The following is a 16,551-nucleotide window of genomic DNA, read 5'->3' as shown; positions in this document are numbered from 1 at the left end:
GTGAATGATGCGACACTCTCTGCTGCATCGGCTGGGTACGGGGCTGCTGGTACTGTGGGCGGCCTTTACCCTCTCCTTTGTGCTGTTGCAGGTACTGCCCGGCGACGCGGTGCTGATTAAGTTTCAGAACCCGGATCTCGGACTCAGCCCGCAGCAGATTGCCGAAATGCGTGTTGCCTACGGCGCGGACAGCCCGCTGTGGCAGCAGTATCTGCATACGCTGCTCGCCATGCTGCGCGGCGACTTTGGCTTTTCGGTGCAGGCAGGCGTGCCGGTCAGCGCGCAGATTGCCGATAATCTGCCAGGCACGCTGCGCCTGGCGCTGTGCGGCTTCCTGCTCGCCGTGCTGCTGGCTTTTACGCTGGCGGCGCTGTCGCGTCAGCCTGCGCTGCGCGCGCTGCGTTCGCTGTTGCAGTCAGCCCCAGCGCTCTTTATCTCCATTCCGACCTTCTGGCTCGGCATTGCGCTGATTCAGGTGTTCTCCTTCCAGCTGCGCTGGATCCCGGTGATCAACCCCTCGCCGTGGCAGGGGCTGCTGCTGCCGATTGTGGCGGTCGCCGTGCCGATCTCCGCGCCGCTGGCGCAGATCCTGCTGCGCAGCATTGATGACGTCTCTAGCCAGCCCTTTGTGGCGGTGGCCCGCGCCAAAGGCGCAAGCGAAAGCCGCGTGCTGTGGCGTCACGTGCTGCGCAACGCCATGCTGCCGGTCCTGACCATCGCCGGGCTGCTGCTTGGGGAATTAATCGCGGGCGCGCTGATCACCGAAACCGTATTCGGACTCGGCGGCCTTGGCCAGCTGACGCAGCAGGCCGTAAATAATCAGGATGTCGCCGTATTGCAGGCCATCGTCATGATCTCCGCGCTGGCCTTTGTGGTTATCAACCTGCTGGTGGATCTGCTGATGCCGCTCTTTGATCCGCGTCTGAAATCCGTTGCCGGAGGTACCCTGTGAGCCTTGTGGATTACGCCAGCGCGCGCCGCGCGCCCTCCCAGACTAAAGGCGCCGCGTTGCGCATTCAGCCCGGCCTGTGGCTGGCATGGCTGGTCGTGCTGCTGGCGATCGGCGCGGCCATCGCGCCGGGACTCTTCACCCACTACAGCGCCACCGAAGGCGTTGCCGGGGCGCAGCGCCTTGCGCCGCAGGCAGGACACTGGCTCGGCACTGACCAGCTGGGGCGCGACCTCTGGGCGCGCATGGTTTACGGCGCGTCGGCGTCCCTTTCCGCCGCGCTGATTGCCGTCGCCATGGGGCTGACGGCAGGCACTCTTCTCGGCGTGCTGGCGGGCGCAAGCGGCGGCAAAATCGAGACGCTGATTATGCGCGCCGTGGATGTGCTGCTGGCTATTCCTTCCCTGCTGCTGTCGCTGAGCATGCTGATCCTGCTCGGCTTCGGCACGCTGCACGCCGCGCTGGCGGTGGGCATCGCCTCCATCGCCAGTTTCGCCCGTCTGGCGCGCGGCGAAGTGGTGCGCATTCGCCACAGTGACTATGTCGAGGCGGCCTTTGGCAGCGGCGGCACCTTTCTCGCCGTGCTGCGTCGCCATATTCTGCCTAACGCGCTGACGCCGGTTATCGCCTTTGCCGCGCTTCAGTTTGGTCAGGCGATTCTGGCGCTCTCGACCCTGAGCTTTCTTGGCTACGGCACGCCGCCGCCCGCTCCCGAATGGGGGCTGTTGATCGCCGAAGGCCGTAACTATCTCTCTACCGCATGGTGGCTGACCACTTTTCCCGGCCTGCTGGTGATCGCCGTGGTGCTGGCCGCCAACCGCATCAGTATTCAGCTTGCAGGAGGCCGCCGATGAGCGCTGTCACGCCGCTGCTGCGGGTTGAACATCTCAGCCTGAGCTATCGCAGCGGGCATCAATGGCGTCAGGTGGTGCACGACGTCAGCTTCTCGCTTCAGGCCGGGGAAATGGTGGCGCTGGTCGGCGAATCCGGCTCCGGCAAAACCACCACCGCGCAGGCGATTATCGGCCTGATGGCAGAGAATGGCCGCCGCGACGGCGGTGAAATTCGTCTTCACGGCGAGAATATTGCCGACTGGCCGCAGCAGCGTCTCGACCGGCTGCGCGGCGTGCGTATCAGCCTGGTGCCGCAGGATCCCGGCAACTCGCTCAACCCGGTCAAAACCATAGGCGCGCAGGTGGATGAAATCCTGCGCCTGCACAGCGCGCTTAACGGCGAACAGCGACGCAGTCGCGTGGTGGAACTGCTGACGCGCGTGGGTCTCAGCCATCCGCAGCAGCGCATCGATCAGTATCCGCACCAGCTGTCTGGCGGCATGAAGCAGCGCGTGCTGATCGCCATCGCGCTGGCGCTCAGCCCGGATATTATTATCGCCGACGAGCCGACCAGCGCGCTCGACGTGACGGTGCAAAAGCGCATTCTCGATCTGCTTGACGCCCTGCGCCGCGAGTCCGGCACCGCCGTTCTGTTTGTTACGCACGATCTGGCGTTAGCCGCCGAGCGCGCAGACCGCATCATGGTGTTTCGGCACGGCGAAATTCAGGAAACGGCCCCTGCGGCGCAGCTGGTCAGCGCGCCGCAGCACGCCTATACCCGTCAGCTGTTGCAGGACGCGGCGCCGCGCGCGCATTCGCGCCGCCTGCCCGAACGGCAAGCCGCGCCGGCGATCCGCGCCAGCAACATCAGCAAAGCCTTTGCGCTGGGTAAAAACCAGCGGCTTCAGGCGCTGAGCGACGTCAGTGTTCAGGTGGCGCGCGCCTCGACGCACGCGCTGGTCGGCGAATCCGGCTCCGGTAAAACCACGCTGGCGCGCATTCTGCTGGGTTTTGAACAGGCCGACAGCGGTAGCGTGACGCTGGATGGTCTCTCTGTCGGCGGGCTGCGCGGCGAGGCGCTGCGCCAGCTGCGGCGTAAGATCCAGTTCGTTTACCAGAACCCTTTCGCCTCGCTCGATCCGCGTCAGACGCTGTTGCAGATCGTTGAAGAGCCGCTTCGCAATTTCGAGAAACTCAGCGCCGCCGAGCGCCGTAAACGGGTCGAGGCGGTGATAGCCCGTGTGGCGCTGCCGGAGGAGATCCTGTCGCGCAGCGCGCGCGAACTCTCCGGCGGCCAGCGCCAGCGCGTTGCCCTTGCGCGCGCGCTGATCCTTAACCCTGAAATTCTGGTGCTTGATGAGGCCACCTCGGCGCTCGACGTCACGGTTCAGGCGCAGATATTGCAGCTGCTGCAACAGCTTCAGAATGAACTGGGTCTGACCTATCTGTTTATCACGCACGATCTGGCGACGGTACGCCATCTGGCCGATAGCGTCACGGTGCTGCGCGCGGGCAGCGTGGTGGAAAGCGGTGACGTTGTCACCCTTTTTACCGCGCCGCAGCACGCCTATACCCGTGAACTCATCGCCGCGATCCCCCAGTTTTCTCCGCGAATGAGGGCTTCCGCATGACGCGACGCATTGGTTTTTTTACCCGACTGCTGGATAAGGCGCCTGCGCAGCAGCGCTACCGCCTGGCGACCGAGCAGATCCAGCACGCCGAGCGGCTCGGCTTCGACAGCGCCTGGATTGCCCAGCATCATTTTCACGAAGCAGAAGGCGGCCTGCCCGCGCCTCTGGTGTTTCTGGCGCATATCGCGGCTCATACCCGCTCTATTCGCCTCGGCACCGCCATCATCACCCTGCCGATGGAGAATGCCCTGCGCGTAGCGGAAGATGCCGCCGTGCTGGATCTCCTGGCGAATGGCCGTCTGGAGATCGGACTGGGTTCCGGCGGCACGCCAGACTCCTTTCTGCCGTTCGGCCTGACGTTTGACCAGCGCGCCGAGGCCTTTGCCGACAACCTGCACCAGCTGCTCAGCGCCTGGCGAGGCGATTCGCTGGCGCATCCCGACAATCATCTTTACCCCGCCGCGCCGCAGCTGGCGAACCGCGTCTGGATCGCGACCTTTTCCGCCGCAGGCGCAGCGCGCGCCGGGGCGGACGGACACGGTTTAATGCTGTCACGCACTCAGCCGCGTCCGGCGGATGAGGCCGGGCTGCCGCTGGATGCGATCCAGAATCCCATTATTGATGCCTATCTGGACGCGCTGCCAGCGGGCGTCGCGCCACGCATTCTGGCCTCGCGCACCGCCTTTATCGCCGATTCGGATGGCTATGCGCGTCGCATCGCCGAACCCGGCATCCGCCGTCAGGCGCAGCAGTATCGCGCGGCTGGCCACGCCCTGCGCGGGGAATCGCTGGACGATCTCTTCGCCCAGTTCGATGCGCATGTCGGTGACGCTGTCACGGTGCGCGCCTCCCTGGCGCAGGACTCGGTGTTGTCGCGCGTAACGGATATTTCATTTCAGGTGCACTCGGTTGAACCTTCGCCCGCCGACACGCTGCGCTCTATCGAACTTATTGCCGAACAGATTGCGCCCTGGCTGCGCACGCTCACACCTCAGGAGAGATCATGACTCAATCCAACGACCTGCTGGCTGAACTGGCCGACATCGATCCCGCCAGCGAGCTGGCGCAGGCGCGCGCCACGCGCGATGCCGCAACCCGACATACGCAGGGCAGCTATGATGTGCTGTTCAGCCAGCAGGACAGCGATTTTCCGCTGGTCGAGCGCGTCGCGCTGGCGGCGCAGGTGGCTGACTGGCACGGCGCGGAAAAACTGCGCGCGCACTACAGAGCGCATCCGGCGTTTCAGCCGCTGGATGACGCGGATCGTCAGCGGCTGGCGCGTGATTTCGCCAGACGCCTGACTGAAGAACCCGTCGCGGCCGCGCCGGAACATATTCAGGCGCTGCGCGACGCGGGCTGGAGCGCGCGCGGCGTGGTTACGCTGGCGCAGCTGGTGGCGTTCGTCAGTTTCCAGAGCCGCCTGCTGGCGGGTCTGCGTCTGCTTCAGGGCAGTGAAACGGGCAGTGAACCCCACGCCGCCGTTGCGGGCCGCTGGCATACCGCCGCGCGAACCGCCAGCGGCCAGACGGCGCTGACCGCCTTTACCCAGGCGGAGCTGGGCTGGGAACCCTGGCTGGCGGCGAAACCGCTGGCGGAATTCGACGCCGACGAGCAGGCCCTCCTGGCGCGCTTCGGCCACAGCGACTCTGACTATTTTCGCCTGCTGGCGCGTAACCAGCCGGTGCTGGAGCAGCGAACCCTGACCGACAAAGGGATTTTTTATACTCCGGGCGGCCTGCCGCGCGCCGAACGGGAACTGGCCGCGACGGTGGTCAGCAAGATCAACGGCTGTATCTACTGCGCCTCGGTGCACGCGCGCAAGGCGTCGCAGCTTTCTAAAGATAACGATGCGGTGCAAAAACTGCTTAACGTCGCGCCCGGCGCGGCGCTGGCGCATGGGCAGTCGCCGCGCTGGGCGGCGGAAATCGAGTTCGCCGCCGCGCTCTCCGTAACGCCCCCCGCGGCCAGTCTGACGCAGCTTCAGGCGCTGCGCGCGCAGGGTCTGGATACGCTGGCGCTGCTTGATCTGATCCAGTCCACCGCTTTCTTCGCCTGGGCCAATCGTCTGATGCTCACCCTTGGCGAACCCTTTCTGCCCGCTGATACACAAGGATAACCATGTCTCTCTCTGAACAACTGATCGCCTGGCGGCGCGAGCTGCATCAGCATCCTGAACTGTCGAATCAGGAATTTCAGACCACAGGACGGATTACGCGCTGGCTGCAACAGGGCGATATTCGCCTGCTGCCGCTGCCGCTAAAAACCGGCGTGGTGGCGGAGATCGGTCACGGCGAGCCGCTGATTGCGCTGCGCGCTGATATTGACGCCCTGCCGATTGACGAAGCGGTCGACCATCCGTGGAGGTCCCGGCAGCCAGGGGTGATGCATGCCTGTGGTCACGATCTGCATACCGCCGTGATGCTCGGCGTGGCGCATCGTCTGCGCCAGCAGGAATCGCAACTGCCGGGTCGGGTACGCATTCTGTTTCAACCGGCGGAAGAGACCTTTAACGGTGCGCAGCAGCTGATCGACGCCGGAGCGCTGGACGGCGTGCAGGCGATTTTCGGCATGCATAACGCGCCGGATCTGCCGCTCGGCACGCTGCGCACTCGCGGCGGGGCCTTTTATGCCAACGTCGATCGTTTTGTCATACGTATTCACGGTAAAGGCGCGCACGCGGCGCGGCCACATGAAGGTATTGATTCGATTGTGACGGGCAGCCATATCGTCACCGCGTTGCAGACTCTGCCGAGCCGGGTGTTTAGTTCGCTGGAGTCGGTGGTCCTGAGCGTCACGCGCTTTACCGCGGGCAATAGCTGGAACGTGCTGCCGCAGAGCGTGGAGCTGGAAGGCACGGTGCGCACGCATAACAGCGCGATCCGCGAGGCGATGCCGCATAAGATGCGTCAACTGATCGGCAGTATCGCCGCCGGTTTTGGCGCGGAAGCGGAGCTGGAGTGGATTGCCGGGCCGCCCGCGCTGGTCAATACCCCCGGCTGGGCGGACTTCGCGCTGGAGCTGGCGCAGGCGCAGGGTTTCCGCACCGAGCGCGGAACGCCGCAGATGGGCGGCGAGGACTTCGCGTTCTATCTGCATCAGGTACCGGGCGCGTTTGTCAGCATCGGCAGCGCCAGCCAGTTCGGCCTGCATCATCCCGGCTTCGATCCGGATGAGGGCGTTATCGCGTCGGCGGTAGAGTATTTCACTCAGCTGGCGCCGCGCGCGCTGGATATCGTGGCCAGCGCATGACAAACAAAAGGAGATCAGCAATGACGATTCCCGTTCCCGTACCGGTGCTGGATCACGTGGTGATAAACGTGGCCGATCGGCTGGATGAGGCGAGCGCGCTCTATCGTCGGCTGGGGTTTCAGCTCAGCGAACGCGGCCACCATACGCTCGGCTCAAGCAACCATCTGGCTATTTTCGGCGAGAACTATCTGGAGCTGCTGGGCTACGAGTCGGGCCGCGGCGAGCAGCGTAAAGATCTGTGGCAGGCCCCGCTCGGTCTCACCGGTCTGGTGTGGAAAACCGAGGATGCAGAGCGGGAGTTTTTGCATTTGCAGCGCCAGGATCTGGACGGCGATGCGCCCGCTCTGTTTCACCGCCCCGTGACGCTGCCGAACGGCGAAGCCAGCGAGGCGCACTTTCGCACCGTGCGGCTGCGCCCGGCGCTCATTCCTAACGGCCGCAGCTTTTTCTGCCAGCACGACACGCCGCATGCGGTGTGGCAGTCAGCCTGGCAGTCGCATCCCAACGGCGTGCGCAATATCAGCGAATTTGTCATCGTCGCGCAGGACCCGGCGCTTTCCGCCCAGGTTTACAGCCACCTGTTCGGCGCGGATCGCATTCTCGCCTGCCAGGATGGCGCGTTCGTGCTGAAGGCCGGTGAAGCCAGAGTGCGTTTCGCCTCGGCCGCCTATGCACATGCGCGCTTCGGCTCGCTGCCGGAAGATTATGACGGCTCGGCGCGCATGTCCGCCCTCAGTTTCCGCAGCGACGATCTGGCGAAGGTGAAAGCCAGCCTGCTGCTGGGCGATATTCCGTTCCGCGAGGAGCAGGATGCGATAATAGTGGCGGCGGAACAGGGGTTTAACGTGGCGCTGCGCTTTCACTTGTGAGGGGCCTGTAAAACAGAAAGGGGGCGCGATTAGGGCGCGCCCCTCCTGACATTATCTGCTGAATAACAGCTCAGCCGCCCTTAACGAGCCGATTAAAAAGACCATCTCACGCCCGCGTTATAGCGCCAGCCTTTGGCGCCGTTACCGTCGATCTCTTTGCGGTAATCGACCTCCGCATAGAGAGAAATATCCTTTTTAAAGGTCGCGGTGCCGCCGAGACCGACGTCCCACATCTGGCCAAATTTGCCGCTGTAGAAGTTCTGCGCGCTGTCACTACTGCCGGAGCCGACTTTTACCTTCGCTTCGCCGCCCCACCCACGATAGTAATTAACGCGCAGATAGGGCGTATACGCGCCCTGACGGTCATCCTGCCAGGTACGATCGAGGCGCGCGCCCAGACGGCCAATAGTCTGCTCATACCTGTCCCATGCAACTGTAGCGTCATCCTTATCGGTAAGATCATCCATTTTGAGGCTCAGATGCGTCAGCTGCGCCTGCGGCTCCAGGTGAAAACCATTGCCCAACGTCAGCGGGTAGCCTGACTCCAGCGATGCCGTCCAGCCGTCGCCCTTGGGCGATGCCACCTCTTTTTGCCGCGCAATGTCGGTTTCACCGCGGTGCCAGTTCCACGCCAGCGAACCATCCAGATAGAGACCGCCGTCGCGCTGCCAGGTGCCATATAGCGCGACGCTGTCGCTGTCGAAGCTGGTAGAGCTATATCCGTCGGCGGCGTGCGGACGGATGCGCGTGTTGCCGTGCGTCCAGGCGACGCCGCCGCGCAAACTATCCTGCGCGCCGTCGACACGCAGCAGATTGCCGCCAAGCTGTACCGCGTTGTAGTCGAGATCAAAATCATAACCATACCGGCTGAGCGTCCGGTTGCTTTGCCATTCCATATTAGAGCCGAAATAGCGCAGGAACATCTCGCCGCCGACGGCATCCGGCGTCGTTTGCTGATGACGCAGTTCGCCGAGACGTCTGTGAAGATCGTCGGTAACCGCCAGCGTGTAATAGGCCAGACCAACAGGCGCGGAGAGATAGGAAGGCACCTGCGGCGTCACCGCAGGGCGAACTGCCGCCTCGCGGCTTCCCGTCTGCGGCTGACATAAAGCTCCATCCTCACACACCCAGGCGTTCGCCAGCCGGTAATCCCAGAAAGGCTCGTCGCTGCCCGGCGCGAAACTGTAGAGCCTGTATTGCCACGGTCCCGACGCGACGTAGCCGTTTTGCAACGCAAAGCTGCCTGCTTCGGCGCTGCCTGACACCTGCGCCAGGGAGACGCCTTCAGCGACATCGGTCACCCGGTTGTCATTGGCGTCGGTTAGCGTGCCGCCCGCCAGCGTATCCTCGATAAGGGTGACGCCGCTGACGTTGCCGTTGACGCGCAGCAGATCGCTCTGCGCGGCGGTGGAATTAAGGCGCAGACGGCCGCCTGTTGAGACTAAGCTGCCGTTGATGGTCAACGTATTTTGCGCCGTCGCGCCGCCATTGGTCAGATCCAGCGTGCCGGCATTATTGACGATAAGCGAATCGTCTGCGCCGCCCTGTAACACCGGATTGACGTTATCGCCAGCGAACAGCGTTGACCCGCTGTCGATATTGATGGTGCTGTGCGCCATCCGAATATTATCTGTCAGGGTCCAGCGGGTGTGGTAAAAGTTAAGCGTGCTCCAGCCGGAGCCGAGATTGGTGCCTTTACTGAGATCGTCGTCAGCGAAAGAGCCGCCGCGCGCATTAATGTCGCTCAGGTTCAGCGTACTCTCCGCGCCGCCCGCAGAAGTAATATGACGGGTATCGCCCAGATCCACCCGCTGAACGATGGCCTGATTGCGCGGCCCGCTGCCCATTGCCAGGCCACCCTCCAGAGTCCCGCCTGCCAGAATAAGCGTATCGCCGCCGTCGCCGGTGTTGACCTCTCCCACTACGCTGCCGTCCAGCAGCGCGATTTTATCGCTGGTCGCGCCGCCCGCGACGACTACGGTGTCAGGATCGGGCGTAAAAATCGTTCCTTCGTTAATAAACACCGTCTGCCCGCCGCGTAAATCAATAACAGGCGCAACCCGGCTGAATGAGGCGATGGCGCCCTGATTAATGACTTCGCTGGCGGTGCGGGTAATGATTGCGGAGCCGCCGCTGACGTCCCTGATGGTGATAGCGCCCTGCGAAACGACGCGGCCGGTGGTGTTAGCGCGAATGCCGTCGCCTTCGCCGGAGACGACGATCGCGTAGTCCCTGCCCGTCGTCAGATCGTTGTGGGTTGTTGAGCCATCGGCGTTGGCGAAAAGGTAACCGGTGCCGCCATTGCTGACGTTAATACGCGCGCTGCCGTCGGGATCGAACGAGGTGGCCGAGCGAATGCCGGTGCTGCCGTTCACGTCGAGCGTGACATTTTGCAGCGAAATAGCTGGGGTTTCGGCGCGATTATTGATGACGCTTCCCTCGCCGTCAGCGGACAGCACCACATTGCTGATCTCAGCAGAACGCGCCCCGACATCCAGCAGCAGCGCGTCAGCGCTGCCGCCGGCCCGTATTATACCGCTCTCCTGATTATCGCCGTTAACGCGCAGCGAGGCGTCCTTGCCGACGCGCAACGCCGCGATGCCGTCATCGGCGCGCAGCTCGCCCGCTATCGGCCTGTACTCGCCCAGGCCGCTGCTGACATTTAGCCCAGTGCCGGATGCCACACGCACGCTGCCGCTATTGATAAAGCGGCCGCCGTCATACAGGCGCACGCCGGTGCTGTCGGGACCGGTCAGTTCGACCTGTCCCTGCTCCTGATTCTCTAGCATCGCGCCCTGACCCGCAATGAAGGCGGTCGCGTTAGCGCCGTCGCCAGCGACGCGGGACGACACATAGGCCGTCGCCGCATCGCCTTCGCTGACCACCCCGACGCTGCTTTTGCCATCCAGCGTAATGGTCTGAGAAATGTTTCCTTCTGCACCGTCGGCGATGCGCACCGCCGTTGCCCCTTCGCCTGTGACCCTGAAATTATCGGTGCCAAACAGAACCGTACTCTCGCCGGATGCGATAATCCCGTTGCTGTTGGCGCCGCTCAGCGTCACGCTGGCGGGCGTCAGCGGATAGAAGGCCGCGCCGTCGCTGAGGCGGTATAAGGTGGAACCCGCGGTGCTGACATCGTTGCTGCTGGCGCGGCTGACCAGGGCTGAATCGAGCTCCTCGGCCTGATAACCCGTTTGACCTGGGCCGTGGAACACAACTTTGCTGTCTGGCCCCAGATTAATCGTTGCGCCTGTTAAGGCTTGCGCGCCCACAACCTTATCCCCGTACAGATTGATGGTCCCGTTCTGATTAACCCGCGTGACCGTGTCGGAGGCCAGTATGCCGTAAGTGGGCGACGTTCCGACGCCTGTTCCGCCGTAAATATTGAGCGTGCCAACGTTCGTGACCAGCGTTGGCTCAGTTAACTCAAGGGTATAGTAATAGCCATAGGCGCGAATCCCGGTGCCGCCGCGCGCCACGGTTACGTCGCCGCTGTTCATGACTTTTGCGCCGCTGTAAGCCTCAATGGCGGTGCTTATCCGGCCGCTAAAGGTGAGATCGCCGGTATTGACCAGTTGCGCCTGATTCATCGCCTTCAGGCCCGACTGGAAGTCCGCAGCGCCGTTAACAGCAGCGTGGTTAGTGAGTAGCGTACTGGTCCACAGGGCCGCGAACGGATCGATGTATTCGCTGTTCAGCTTACGTTTATTGCCATCCACCGTTGCCGCGTTGGCACTCTCCGCGGTCATATTAAGCCTGGTATCTGCATCAATAGTGCCCTGCGCGCCGCCCTCGACCAGTACGCCGGTTGCCAGCTGACCGATATTAATGGTCGCGTCATGGGTCTGGATTTCGGTGCCTTCGCCGCTGCCCATCACCCCAACGGAGCCGTAGCCTTTAGGTGACAGCGTCATGCCCCGGCCGTCAAAATCCGCTCCATCCTGATAGCGAAACAGCGTCGAAAAGTAATTTGACGTTGCATAGCTGCCGTTAGCCGGCAGGTTGATTCTGGCGTCCTGACCAATCGCCAGGAAATGGATCTGGAACCAGCCCTCGCCTGTTTGCGGCACCGCTGAGGAGGTCAGATTAGCCGTGGCGTTGCCTTCGGCCCGGATACCGATACCGGCATAGCCGTTTAGCCTTATCGGGCCGCTGATGTCCGCTTTTACATTGCCTCCCTCTTCACCCAGCAGCCAGACCGCGGTGTTATGCTGATCGGCATTATAATTAGCGTTGCCGTTTAGGTTGATCGAGCCGGTGGAGAAGATGCTGGCGCTGCTGTTGTTACGGGCGATCGCTCTAATGCCGGTAGCGTAATTACCGTTGAGGTTAATGTCGCCGATATTGCCGACCCGTCCGCCGCTTCCGGCGTTGATTGCCAGCATGCCGATACTTTCGGCTGAGACTGTGTCCAGCGCGGCGTTGATGTCAATCACGCCGCTGTTGATCGCCAGCGCATTAGGCCCCTCTTCAATGCGCATACCAACCGCGCCCTGCATCTTAGAGCCAATGACAATATGGCCGTTATTGATCGCGCTGGAATTTCCGCTCTGATCGATGGCGCTGACGCTGCCAGCCGGATCGACCTCCAGATCCGTGGTGGCATCGGTTTTTTTGTTCTGCGGCGAGCGGCCAAGATAAAGGGTGCCTTGTTCCCCGTTGATAAAGGTGCTGTTACCACTCAGTTTCACGCCGGTCATCGCGCTGGCGTTTGCCACCTCCGCCACGCCGACGTTTATCGTGCCGTTGTTGACCGCGCTGCTCTTGTCGAGCCAGATGGCCTGACTGCTCACTGATGCAGGAGCCAGCGCGGCAGAGAGGTTAATAACGCCGTTGTTGGTGAACTGGCTGCCGTTAAGAACAGCGACGGCCTGGCTGATATAGCCCAGCGTGTCCCGGTCTACGCCACTGCCGTCGGCGTTGTTAAAAAAGCCGCCGTTAATCACGCCGTTGTTAGTGCCAGTACTGCCATTGATCAATTCCAGCGCCCTGCTGTGCGGCTGAACCGGCCCGGTACTGGCGAGTTTGCCGTCTACGGTCGCGGCGGCGCCATTGCTGGCGCGCATTGCGGCGGTGCTGTTGTTCATCACCTCAAGCGTTTTGCCGCTGCGAATGGCGACGCTGGCTCCAGGACCATCCGCGCTTAACACGACCTGATCGCCCAGCTGTTGCGCGATTTCATCGCCGCTATTATCCGTGCTCATAAGGTAAGTGACGCTGCCGTCGCTCAGCGAGAAGGCTTTATTGAATTCACTGTTATAGCTGTCCGGCTTCAGGTTCGATCTCGCCAGCTGGCGAATCAGCCAGGTGTTATAGTTTTGCAGATCGCTGAGGCTGGAAACGTTGAACGTTTCGCTATTGCCATCCAGGGTGGTAACAGCAATGTTTCCCTTCCAGGTTACCACGCTGTCTTTAGTGAGCGAGAGCTGGTTACCCGTAGTGGGCGGCGTGGCGGCGGTGAAGGCGATACGGTTGCTGGAATCCCAGTTTAGCTCTCCCTGTCGGGTCGCGGTAAAAAGCGCGCTCTGCTTCGCCGCCATCGACCAGCTATTGGTGGCTGCGCCGGGCGCGGCGGCAGGATCGCCGATGTTTATATTCAGCACGCCCCGTTTGACCGAGGCTACCCGCGCATTAATATACTGCGCGTCGTTCACGTCTATGTAATCCGGCACCACCGTGTCCGGCGCGACAACCGGCAGGTTGGCGATCTGATTATTATCGTAAACCTGATAGGTCGAGAAGGTATTAGTCTCAGCATTAAAAATCAGGATGTCGCGATTTTGCTCGCCGGGATCAAGACGCTCCTTATTAATCAGGTCGTCATTGATAATTTTGCCGGTACGCTGTAGTTCGTTCAGCGTTACGCTGATTTTGCCGCTTGCGCCGCGCGCAAACTGCGGCAGACCGCTTAAGGTTTGCGTTGTGCCGTCGCGCACGCAGTAAGCCCCGACTCGGTTGTCATTTAATTCAGGCGAATAGGGTTTTAATTCAATTGCCAGGCCATTGAGGGCAGGAAACATCACACCCAGCGACGCAATAAGCGACAACGTTATTTCATTGAGTTTGCACAAAATCTTTCCCTCCCCAGGAGAAAAGAAATTGCCTGTATGACGATTCCCGTCATGTTGTTTGTGCAATCCGCTAATTTAACTGCTTTTTAAAGAAAGTTATTCAGAGTTAAACCCTGCCAGCCACTTCGCTTCTCTTTGAAATTAGCGAAACACTTAATGATTTTAGTCTGTAAAAATATATTTAAATAAATTTCACTGTAAGGCAATCGATTATGAGATTATAAAATTTGCATAATCATAACGTTGCCACTTTATTCTATTGTTAAATAAAAGCAGCCGCCTGATTATCGCTTTTTAATATAAATACTTTTTCCTTGCATTTTGTTTTATCACTGGAATAAGTCTTATTTGGTAATTAATTGTTTGCGTGTCTGCATTTCCCGGTCTGTGCTGGGATAAAGTCAGTTTGCATAGCGCTCTGAAGCGTCACGCTACTTTATTTATGAGGACGCGCTGCGCATTATGCCAACTGGCGTCGGCGCTGATGCCTCCCGCTACGGACATCAGGCGATACAGGGCGCTGCGCGCAACCTCTCTCATATGTGCCTGCTCAAAACCGCTGTCACATCACTCTCTGCCCTCCTTCCCACCAGCAAAGTGTGCGCCTGGCTGCAAATTAATAACATGCTGATTGTCAGCCTGAAGGCCGCCTCGTAGGCTGCTAATGGTCACATTAAGCCATTTCAACTTAAAACGAAAAAAACATTCCACCCAACCCTACTCTGGAGTTCGTGATGAAGACGCTCAAGGCGATAGTGTTACTTGGTCTACTGTCCAGCTCTGCCTCAGCGCTGGCTGACAAAATCGGCGTGTCTATGGCTTACTTCGATCAGAATTTTTTAACCATTATCCGCCAGTCGATCGATAAAGAGGCCAAAGCGCGCGGACTGGACGTGCAGTTTGAGGATGCGCGAGGCGATGTCGGGCGCCAGACCGATCAGGTGCAAAGTTTTATCGGTTCCGGCGTGGACGCCATTATCGTCGATCCCGTTGACTCCGCCAGCACGCCCCAGCTGACCAGACTGGCGCAGCAGGCGAAAATTCCGCTGGTCTACGTGAACCGTTCGCCGGGCGATAAAACCCTGCCGGACGGCGTGGTGTTTGTCGGTTCTGACGAGCGGGAATCCGGTACCTTGCAGATGGAGGCGCTGGCTAAAATGGCGGGTTACAAAGGCAATGTGGCGATCATGATAGGCAATCTGACTGATGCAGGCGCACTGCAACGCACCAAAGACGTGGAACAGGTGGTGGCGAAATATCCGGGCATGAAGGTCGTGCAGAAGCAGCCTGCTAATTATGCGCGCAATGAGGGCATGGATCTGATGCTGAACTGGCTCGGCAACGGTGAAGAGATCGACATTGTCGCCGCCAATAATGATGAAATGGCGATTGGCGCAGCGATGGCGCTGGCGAAGAGCAACAAGAAAGTGCTGGTAGGCGGCATTGACGCCACGCCGGACGGACTGAAAGCCCTGGCGCAGGACAAAATGCAGGTGACCGTGTTTCAGGATGCGGTCGGTCAGGGAAAAGCGTCGGTGGAGGTAGCGCAAAGGTTAATTAAAGGCGAGAAGGTCGACTCTCACCTGTGGATCCCGTTTGAACTGGTAACCAAAGAGAATATGCAGAAGTACGTCGAGAAGGGCCAGTAAGTCAAAGACGAGGCGTTCTCGCCTGCGCCTCGTCACTGATAATACGGTTAATATTCTCCTTAGTGAAAAGGCCATCCTTATCGCTGCCGGGCCATTACCGGGATGAAAAAATCCCTTCAGTGCTGGTGGGATTCGTTGCTTCTCTCGTTTCCCTCCCGCCCCAACCGGCTTCTCACTCAGGTAACCTGACCGTCGTCATCGGGCTGAGCGATGTATGCCTGATTCGCCAGCCCGCTGCGAAGCCGTTACGCTCTTTTCGTGCATGAAAAGAGGCGCATAACTTCAATCCGGCGTAGCCTTTTCTTCCCCCCAGAAAGAAATGGCCCTTTCTGCCACCGGCCATAATCGGCTATCGCTTTTCCTCTCGCCACCCGTCGCGGTTTAGCCATCCGTTGAACGCGTGAGTTTTTCCCATTGTTCGATCTCCTTCCCTAATGCTGCGAGTTTTTGCCGCACCAAATTTAGCGCATCGCTTCCCAACAACAGGTGCGCAGGGGGATTTTCGCTCTCAATCAATGCCAGCATGGCACGGGCGGCCTTAACGGGATCGCCCAGTTGTCTGCCGCTTTTTTCCTTGCGCGCCTGACGAATGGGTTCGAATAGCGAGTCATAGTCTGGAATGCGGCGAGCGCTACGAACCATTGAACGCCCGGCCCAGTCGGTACGGAATGAGCCTGGCGCCACGGCGGTAACCGGTATATTGAAGGGCGCAAGCTCTTTGCCCAGGGTCTCGGATATTCCTTCCAGCGCAAATTTACTGCCGCAGTAATAGCTGATGCCGGGTAAGGTAATAAAACCGCCCATTGAGGTGATATTAATAATGTGCCCGCGACGGCGCTGACGCATGCCAGGCAGTACCGCTTTGATCATCGCCACCGCGCCAAACACATTCACCTCAAACTGGCGGCGCATCTCTTCAAGGGGGGACTCTTCCAGTATGCCTTCATGACCATAACCGGCGTTATTCACCAGCACATCAATCTGACCGACGCTGGATTCAATCTCTTTGACCACCTCCTCAATACGCCTGACGTCCGTAACATCCAGCAGTCGGCCAACCGCGCGCTGCGCATCAAGCGCCTCGAAAGCCTGCTGCGCTTCACGACTACGCAGGGTTCCGATGACCCGATGGCCGGCGGCGAGGGCTTCCTGCGCCAGCGCGCGTCCAAAGCCGCTGCTGACGCCAGTGATTAAAATCGTTTTTGCAGATGACATAAATAACTCCCATGACCAGTGAAGATTGCATGGTATTCTCCTCTCTGCCGCATTTTTAGGCCGTATCTTCTCTTTTTCTTGCCTG

At 60.4% G+C, this 16,551-nt stretch carries 11 protein-coding genes; 9 read left to right on the top strand and 2 right to left on the bottom strand.

The annotated features are described in order from the left end of the window. Positions 1-7 precede the first annotated feature (7 nt). Genes BBB56_RS13050 through BBB56_RS13020 form a run of 7 tightly spaced genes read left to right on the top strand, consistent with a single transcriptional unit; the run spans position 8 to position 7,531 of the window. Positions 8-952, top strand: coding sequence for an ABC transporter permease (locus tag BBB56_RS13050; protein WP_199756240.1), 945 nt, complete (start codon positions 8-10; stop codon positions 950-952). Beyond that, on the top strand, positions 949-1,803 hold the full coding sequence (locus tag BBB56_RS13045; RefSeq protein ID WP_123801379.1) for an ABC transporter permease: 855 nt from the start codon (positions 949-951) through the stop codon (positions 1,801-1,803). The genes BBB56_RS13050 and BBB56_RS13045 overlap by 4 nt, the downstream gene beginning before the upstream one ends. Then, complete coding sequence (locus BBB56_RS13040) at positions 1,800-3,413, top strand: dipeptide ABC transporter ATP-binding protein (protein WP_123801378.1); 1,614 nt, start codon at positions 1,800-1,802, stop codon at positions 3,411-3,413. Before BBB56_RS13045 ends, BBB56_RS13040 begins: the two co-directional genes overlap by 4 nt. Then, on the top strand, positions 3,410-4,420 hold the full coding sequence (locus tag BBB56_RS13035) for a putative FMN-dependent luciferase-like monooxygenase (RefSeq protein WP_123801377.1): 1,011 nt from the start codon (positions 3,410-3,412) through the stop codon (positions 4,418-4,420). Before BBB56_RS13040 ends, BBB56_RS13035 begins: the two co-directional genes overlap by 4 nt. Continuing rightward, entirely contained in the window at positions 4,417-5,529 is a 1,113-nt protein-coding gene (locus BBB56_RS13030; protein ID WP_123801376.1) for an alkylhydroperoxidase domain protein, read from the top strand. Before BBB56_RS13035 ends, BBB56_RS13030 begins: the two co-directional genes overlap by 4 nt. After that, complete coding sequence (locus tag BBB56_RS13025; RefSeq protein ID WP_199756239.1) at positions 5,526-6,662, top strand: amidohydrolase; 1,137 nt, start codon at positions 5,526-5,528, stop codon at positions 6,660-6,662. Before BBB56_RS13030 ends, BBB56_RS13025 begins: the two co-directional genes overlap by 4 nt. Before the next feature lie 20 nt (positions 6,663-6,682). Beyond that, positions 6,683-7,531 carry a VOC family protein gene (locus tag BBB56_RS13020; RefSeq protein WP_123801374.1) on the top strand — a complete coding sequence of 283 codons (849 nt, stop codon included), beginning with the start codon at positions 6,683-6,685 and terminating at the stop codon, positions 7,529-7,531. Positions 7,532-7,623: 92 nt separating this feature from the next. Here BBB56_RS13020 and BBB56_RS13015 read toward each other — a convergent pair whose 3' ends face one another. Then, positions 7,624-13,578, bottom strand: a complete 5,955-nt coding sequence (locus tag BBB56_RS13015; RefSeq protein WP_233593030.1) for an autotransporter outer membrane beta-barrel domain-containing protein — start codon at positions 13,576-13,578, stop codon at positions 7,624-7,626. Positions 13,579-14,064: 486 nt separating this feature from the next. On the opposite strand from BBB56_RS13015, the gene BBB56_RS13010 reads away from it, so the two are divergent. Further along, the gene (locus BBB56_RS13010) at positions 14,065-14,259 is read left to right on the top strand and encodes a hypothetical protein (protein ID WP_123801372.1); all 195 of its coding nucleotides are present in this window, start codon (positions 14,065-14,067) and stop codon (positions 14,257-14,259) included. 77 nt (positions 14,260-14,336) lie between these two features. Continuing rightward, positions 14,337-15,251 (top strand): sugar ABC transporter substrate-binding protein, encoded by a 915-nt coding sequence (locus tag BBB56_RS13005; protein WP_123801371.1) that lies wholly within the window; start codon positions 14,337-14,339, stop codon positions 15,249-15,251. Positions 15,252-15,632: 381 nt separating this feature from the next. Here the strand turns inward: BBB56_RS13005 and BBB56_RS13000 are convergent, their stop codons facing one another. Then, positions 15,633-16,466, bottom strand: a complete 834-nt coding sequence (locus BBB56_RS13000) for an oxidoreductase (RefSeq protein WP_123801370.1) — start codon at positions 16,464-16,466, stop codon at positions 15,633-15,635. Positions 16,467-16,551: the final 85 nt, after the last annotated feature.

The organism is Candidatus Pantoea deserta, assembly GCF_003813865.1.
Classification (GTDB): Bacteria; Pseudomonadota; Gammaproteobacteria; order Enterobacterales; family Enterobacteriaceae; genus Pantoea; species Pantoea deserta.
This window is presented reverse-complemented; position numbering and strand designations above follow the sequence as displayed.

Coding starts and splice junctions, on each gene's coding strand:
- BBB56_RS13050 (WP_199756240.1), top strand. CDS start 8: ATGCGACACTCTCTGCTGCATCGGCTGGGTACGGGGCTGCTGGTACTG.
- BBB56_RS13040 (WP_123801378.1), top strand. CDS start 1,800: ATGAGCGCTGTCACGCCGCTGCTGCGGGTTGAACATCTCAGCCTGAGC.
- BBB56_RS13035 (WP_123801377.1), top strand. CDS start 3,410: ATGACGCGACGCATTGGTTTTTTTACCCGACTGCTGGATAAGGCGCCT.
- BBB56_RS13030 (WP_123801376.1), top strand. CDS start 4,417: ATGACTCAATCCAACGACCTGCTGGCTGAACTGGCCGACATCGATCCC.
- BBB56_RS13020 (WP_123801374.1), top strand. CDS start 6,683: ATGACGATTCCCGTTCCCGTACCGGTGCTGGATCACGTGGTGATAAAC.
- BBB56_RS13010 (WP_123801372.1), top strand. CDS start 14,065: ATGCCAACTGGCGTCGGCGCTGATGCCTCCCGCTACGGACATCAGGCG.
- BBB56_RS13005 (WP_123801371.1), top strand. CDS start 14,337: ATGAAGACGCTCAAGGCGATAGTGTTACTTGGTCTACTGTCCAGCTCT.
- BBB56_RS13000 (WP_123801370.1), bottom strand. CDS start 16,466: ATGTCATCTGCAAAAACGATTTTAATCACTGGCGTCAGCAGCGGCTTT.